The following is a 5,429-nucleotide window of genomic DNA, read 5'->3' on the forward strand; positions in this document are numbered from 1 at the left end:
CATTTCCTTGATAATAGTATGCTTCTGGCCAATTAGGACGAAGTTTAATTGCCAAATCGTAATATTTCAGTGCCTCTTCAACTTGACCTTGCTGTATTAACTTATTACCTAAATCTAATTTAAATTGAGCTTTTTTTTCAGGATTTAACTTGAGGTTCTCTTCATTAATATGATCAATGACTCGATGACTAGACTGGTTAGTGAGAGGCTGACTTTTGAAAATTTTTTGACTTAAAGGTAAAAGTTTAGAAACTTTAGAAAGAAAACGATAGCATTGAAAAGCCTTAGACATAATTACTTTTTCCCCACTCCTAAAGCAAATAAATAATGAGACATGGGAAAAAATCCCGTATGCACCACTTCATCGTTCATGGAAAACATAAAAACATTGTGGAAATAGTCTAGCATTAATGCTTTAAGATCTTTTCCAGTTTTGCAATTAACATGACCTTGTTTACTTCCTTCAGAGGCATAGGCTTGAGATTCCAAGGACGGCATTCCCACGATTAAAATTCCTTGTTCCGTTAAAGAGTGAACGATATTTGAAATAAATTGACGTTCATTATCTGGTTGAATATGCTCTAAAACATCTAGGGAATATGCTGCATCAAATCCTCCTTCAGTGACTACTGGCCCCGACAGCATATCATGCACTCGAGAATCAAATGTCCACGCTGATTCCATTTGTTCTTTGACATGAGCGACAAACAGTGGATCAAAGTCAATAGCACATAGAGAATTGACTTCTTGTAAGACTATACGAGTGGCAAAAGCATCTCCACAACCCACCTCTAAAACTTTTTGTTTTCCGCTCAACATCTTAGAAACAAACTTATATCGAGATACAACAAAAACTAAACGACGAGGATCTCGATGCCAAGTGGCATTAGCTCTAAATCCAAGCTTAGTTAATCCTTGCTTCTCGCTCAGCGTAATATGGTCTTGATATTGGGGTTCTTTTGTTAAATGAGTAACCATTATTTTACGTTCCTTTAAGTTGGTATTTTATGAATCTTGAATAATACTTTTAATAAGATTGTTAGTTTTGTGACTTAGTTGACGACACAAAATGATATCTTCGATTAATTCTATATTTTCTTGATGGTTGATAACCAATTCTTCTAGTGCAAAATGTAACTCTCCTTGATGAGATAAAATACTCTGATAAAGTAACTGTCGTTGAGACAACTGATGGGGAAGTAAGTCTAAAGAATAAAAGATAAGGCCTTTTAATTCAGATAATTGGTCTTTCAAAGAATTTAACATCATGTAGCAATTGTCCATATAGTATTCTGTTGCGCTCAGCAAAAACACTAGATCTTTTTTCTGAGCATAGTTACGAATGACTAAATTTTGAACCCTTTGAGGAATAATTTGTCCGCCAATTTCTCGACTAGAAATATATCCTCTCCATCCTTGTTGATTAGCCATCAGCACTCCGGTTTCATATAACTCATTCCGATGCGGGTAGCAGGACGAAGGGTGACAGGGAAGAATGATTCTCCTAATTCTTTTGTCCCGTAAGGAGATAGTAAACTTTTAAAACGAATATTAATTGTCCACCGAGTTTCCTCTTCTTGATTAATACGGTTTCCATGGGGTAATGTGTGAGAAAAGATAACAGCCTTTCCGTAAGGAACATTCAAACAGACTAAGTTATCTTTGATTGCTTCATAAAACTCTTCGCTACTAAGATGCGAATACTGTTTGAAATTTTGATAAACGTCTACAGAATATTGGCGCGGTAAGATAAACATTGACTTGCTTTGATAACAATCGACCAAAGGTATCCATAAGACAATCTCATAGGGAGAGTTCCCTGACCAAACATCAGAATGAACAGGCAATAAAGAACTACTATCTCCAGGTAATTGAATACTCAAATTACAGCTTCTTTGCATCGCTAATTCGTTACCAATCAGCCAATGAAGATAGGATTTTGCCAGCGAATACACTAAGGGCCTAGTGTTATCATTTTCGGCTAAATGACTAATGAGTGTGACGCGAAATTCATTGAGTTGTTCCACAGGAACCAGGTCTTGAGTCTGGTTAAAAAAAGTCTCTAAAGATGGATTTTTGGTCAAGTTAAGGAAATTTACCCCAATTTCGTATAATTGATTTCGGAGTTTATTTAATCCTTCAATATTTTTCAGGGAAAAAATAACATAACCATCATTGAGAAACTGACTAATAGTACCTTCCTCTTCCTCCGTAAAGAAAGACGCTTTCATCTCTCACTCCTCCGTCACTCTATCAGATTTAGACGTTTGGTTATATACTGTACCGTTTCTTGTGTTGAAAAACAACGTTTTTATCCTGATGTCGGGCAGAATACCCCATCCGTCTATACGGTGGGGATGAATGACCGACCAACAAATAAACCGACCGTAGGGAGTCAATCTATAGCTTAACTTTTTTGTACAAAACAGATAACTTATGCTATACTGCTGTTAAGGAGGTACTAAACATGGGTAATAAAGCGTATCGTTTTAGGTTGTATCCAAATCAAGAACAGCAACAATTCTTAGCAAAATGCTTTGGCTGTTCAAGATTTGTATATAACTATTTTCTGCGCTTAACTACTGATATCTATGTTGATTCTAAGAAAAGTTTAAGGTATAAAGAATGGTCTAAATTATTAACTTCTCTGAAAAAAGAGTTTCAATGGCTACAAGAAGTTAATTCTCAACCCTTGCAGCAAACGCTCAAAGACTTAGAAACTGCTTATTCTCGGTTTTTTAAAGGATTAGCTAAATTTCCTAGATTTAAAAAGAGGTCTAATAAACAATCTTTTCGAGTGCCTCAAAACTTTTCTGTTACCGAGGAGGGAAAACTTAAACTTCCTAAAATGTCCCCTATGAAGATGGTAATTCATCGAGAAATAGAAGGAGATATTAAAAGCGTAACTATTAGTCAAACTCCATCAGGAAAATATTTTGCTTCAATTGCTACCGAGTTAGATATCCCAAAAGCTCCTTTGAATGGTGAGAAGATTGGGATGGATCTAGGACTCAAGGATTTTTGTATTACTAATAAACCTGAAAGGTTTGAGAATCCCCGTTATTTTCAACGTTCATTAAGAAGGTTAAAAATTAGACAAAGAAGGTTAAGTAGAAAAGCTAAAGACTCTAACAATAGAAAAAAAGCTAGAGTTAAGGTAGCTAAAATCCATGAAAAAGTGGCTAATCAAAGATTAGACTATCAACAGAAAATAAGTCTAAAACTAACTAACGAGAACCAAGTTATTAGTTGTGAAGATTTAAACATCAAAGGGATGGTTAAAAATCGAAAATTGTCCAAGCAAATAAGCGATGTAGCTTGGGGTCAATTTCTAACACTTTTAGAATATAAAGGCGATATATACGGTTGTGAAATTAAGCGAGTTGATAGATTTTTTCCTAGTTCTAAAAGATGCTCTAAATGTGGGTACATCAAAGAAGATTTGACCCTAAAAGATAGAGAATGGACTTGTCCAGAATGCCACGCACACCACGACAGGGACATTAACGCCTGTTGGAATTTGCTTCAATTCTCTGACTCAAAAATACCGTTGGAAGAACGGAAATCTACGCCTAACCAAACTGTTGAAATGCAGTGTATCAAGAGCGTTAGTTCTTGAGGGTAGGAAGCCCCACCCTCAACGTAGTAGGGTGGGGTACTTCACTCAAAATAAATGTATTCATAATCGCCGCTATAACCTGCTTGTTGGAAAAACCATTCCCATTCTTGGGGTGTATAAAACGTTTCACAGGTAAGTTGCCAATAGAGGAGGTTGACTCTTTCTTGTTCATTGCGGTAAGACTCTACTAAAACATATTTATGATTTTTTCCGACCCGTTCAATTTCTTGTAAAGCTTTGTATAAGTCGTAATTATATAGGTTATGAAGCGTAGTCAAAGAGATCACTAAATCAAAACTCTGATCAGCATAAGGCAAGTCAGTGGCATTTCCCACTTGAAGAAAGGGTTTAATCTCTTCTTTGGCGTGTTCAATCCCATACTGGGAGATATCGATACCACAGACCTGTATTTGTGGAATAACACGCGTGAATTCGTAGAGAAGATAACCTTTTCCACAGCCGACATCAAGAATTTTATCTCCTGGTTTTAGTCCATAATACTTTACCATAGCCTCAGCTACAGACAACCAGCGACCATCATAACGATAACCTCCATAACCGTAACGGCGATCGCCATCCCAATAATCTTGACCAAATTTTTTAGCAATGGCAGCACATTCAGCTTTGTCGTATTCAGTAACACGCTTGAGATAATCACGTTTTGTGTTGCTATGGAGTTGGGTTACAAAATTAACGTTAGTCAATGTTCAATTACCTTAATTTTCTTGTCTAAATAGTTTTGTGTAAGCGTTCATTCAAGGCTGAAATCCCTAACATCAATAACTAGAGGTGGACACTTAATGGGAATATCTTTATCCTTGGGATCAGTTAGAGTTTCTCCGTTTGAAGTAACCACATCGATTCTAACCTGCGAATGCCCTAATTCATACAATATATTCTCCAGCATTCGAGTTATATAAAAAGAGCTATTAATGTTAGACCAGGCAAATTCTTGATAAGCTGAATTTAAGAGAGGAGATTTATTTTCCATGAATTGAATCCCACATATTTTTGAGTTATTTTTCAGGTAGCTTCTCACTTCATGGCGCATTAATCTATATTCTAGGGATAAAGGAACTGAGAAGTGAGTCAAGATAGTGTATTGAGCTTTGACTATTCCTAAAATAGCAACTAAAGATAAAAATACGATGATAAATTTTGAATTATTATTCTTTTTTATCCTAATAACTATTGATTTTATCAATTCAAATAAAATAATAATTATAATTAAAGACAGAGCACCTGAAGTTACGTAAGAGTTTATAATCTTTGGAGAAAAAATTATTGGCAACTCGCACAAAATACATATAGATACCAGTTGAATATTATCAAAAAAGAAAAATCTAAGATAACTAGCGTTCTTATTTTTTATTGTATATTTTAGTGACTCTATGAATTTCAAAAACAGGCTGAAAATTATTACTAAAATTAGTAGCTGCGAAAAAAAAGTCCATATGCTAGGACTTTCANGACCTACTTCTGGGAGGAACAAAGGTTGAGAATATTAGGTATTCGTTCAGGAAAAAAGAATTGAAAAATTCTTTCTAGAAGATTAAAATAACAGCATTTGTCCGTACTTTTTAAACACCTGCTTGTGATCTCAAGAATATTTGCAGAAAAGTTTCCACTAAGATAGTAATAGCAGAGAAAACAAGTTGTTTTACTCCAGACAAACAAAACATGTTGTCATTGATGAAGTTCTGCCATGTTTGAAAGAAAAATGGAAAACCTTAAGTTTGTGTATGGACTGCTGATAAGAAACAGAATACCAAAAATGCGTTAACCGGCTATTAAAAATTAGTTTTGAAAT

Annotated in this window: 7 protein-coding genes; 1 reads left to right on the plus strand and 6 read right to left on the minus strand. The window is 35.1% G+C overall.

Translation table 11 applies throughout. The annotated features are described in order from the left end of the window. The 4 genes from CWATDRAFT_RS29505 to CWATDRAFT_RS29520 all read right to left on the minus strand — a co-directional run. The coding region (locus tag CWATDRAFT_RS29505; RefSeq protein ID WP_042712856.1) for a tetratricopeptide repeat protein at positions 1–292 on the minus strand (292 nt) is incomplete at its 3' end. A gap of 2 nt (positions 293–294) precedes the next feature. Next, positions 295–978: a class I SAM-dependent methyltransferase gene (locus tag CWATDRAFT_RS29510; protein WP_007308395.1), complete on the minus strand. Its 684-nt coding sequence runs from the start codon at positions 976–978 to the stop codon at positions 295–297. Positions 979–1,005: 27 nt separating this feature from the next. Further along, positions 1,006–1,431, minus strand: coding sequence for an LIC12192 family sporadic carbohydrate cluster protein (locus CWATDRAFT_RS29515; RefSeq protein ID WP_007308394.1), 426 nt, complete (start codon positions 1,429–1,431; stop codon positions 1,006–1,008). Further along, entirely contained in the window at positions 1,431–2,231 is an 801-nt protein-coding gene (locus CWATDRAFT_RS29520; protein ID WP_007308393.1) for a sporadic carbohydrate cluster 2OG-Fe(II) oxygenase, read from the minus strand. Before CWATDRAFT_RS29520 ends, CWATDRAFT_RS29515 begins: the two co-directional genes overlap by 1 nt. A gap of 236 nt (positions 2,232–2,467) precedes the next feature. Between CWATDRAFT_RS29520 and tnpB the strand changes: the two genes are divergently transcribed. Continuing rightward, the gene (gene tnpB, locus CWATDRAFT_RS29525; RefSeq protein WP_007308390.1) at positions 2,468–3,619 is read left to right on the plus strand and encodes an IS200/IS605 family element RNA-guided endonuclease TnpB; all 1,152 of its coding nucleotides are present in this window, start codon (positions 2,468–2,470) and stop codon (positions 3,617–3,619) included. A 41-nt stretch (positions 3,620–3,660) separates the two neighbouring features. Here the strand turns inward: tnpB and CWATDRAFT_RS29530 are convergent, their stop codons facing one another. Together CWATDRAFT_RS29530 and CWATDRAFT_RS29535 are read right to left on the minus strand one after the other, a co-directional pair. Continuing rightward, complete coding sequence (locus CWATDRAFT_RS29530) at positions 3,661–4,323, minus strand: class I SAM-dependent methyltransferase (protein ID WP_007308392.1); 663 nt, start codon at positions 4,321–4,323, stop codon at positions 3,661–3,663. Between the two features lie 47 nt (positions 4,324–4,370). Then, complete coding sequence (locus CWATDRAFT_RS29535) at positions 4,371–5,021, minus strand: hypothetical protein (RefSeq protein ID WP_157134206.1); 651 nt, start codon at positions 5,019–5,021, stop codon at positions 4,371–4,373. Positions 5,022–5,429 lie beyond the last annotated feature (408 nt).

The organism is Crocosphaera watsonii WH 8501, from assembly GCF_000167195.1.
GTDB classification, from domain to species: Bacteria; Cyanobacteriota; Cyanobacteriia; order Cyanobacteriales; family Microcystaceae; genus Crocosphaera; species Crocosphaera watsonii.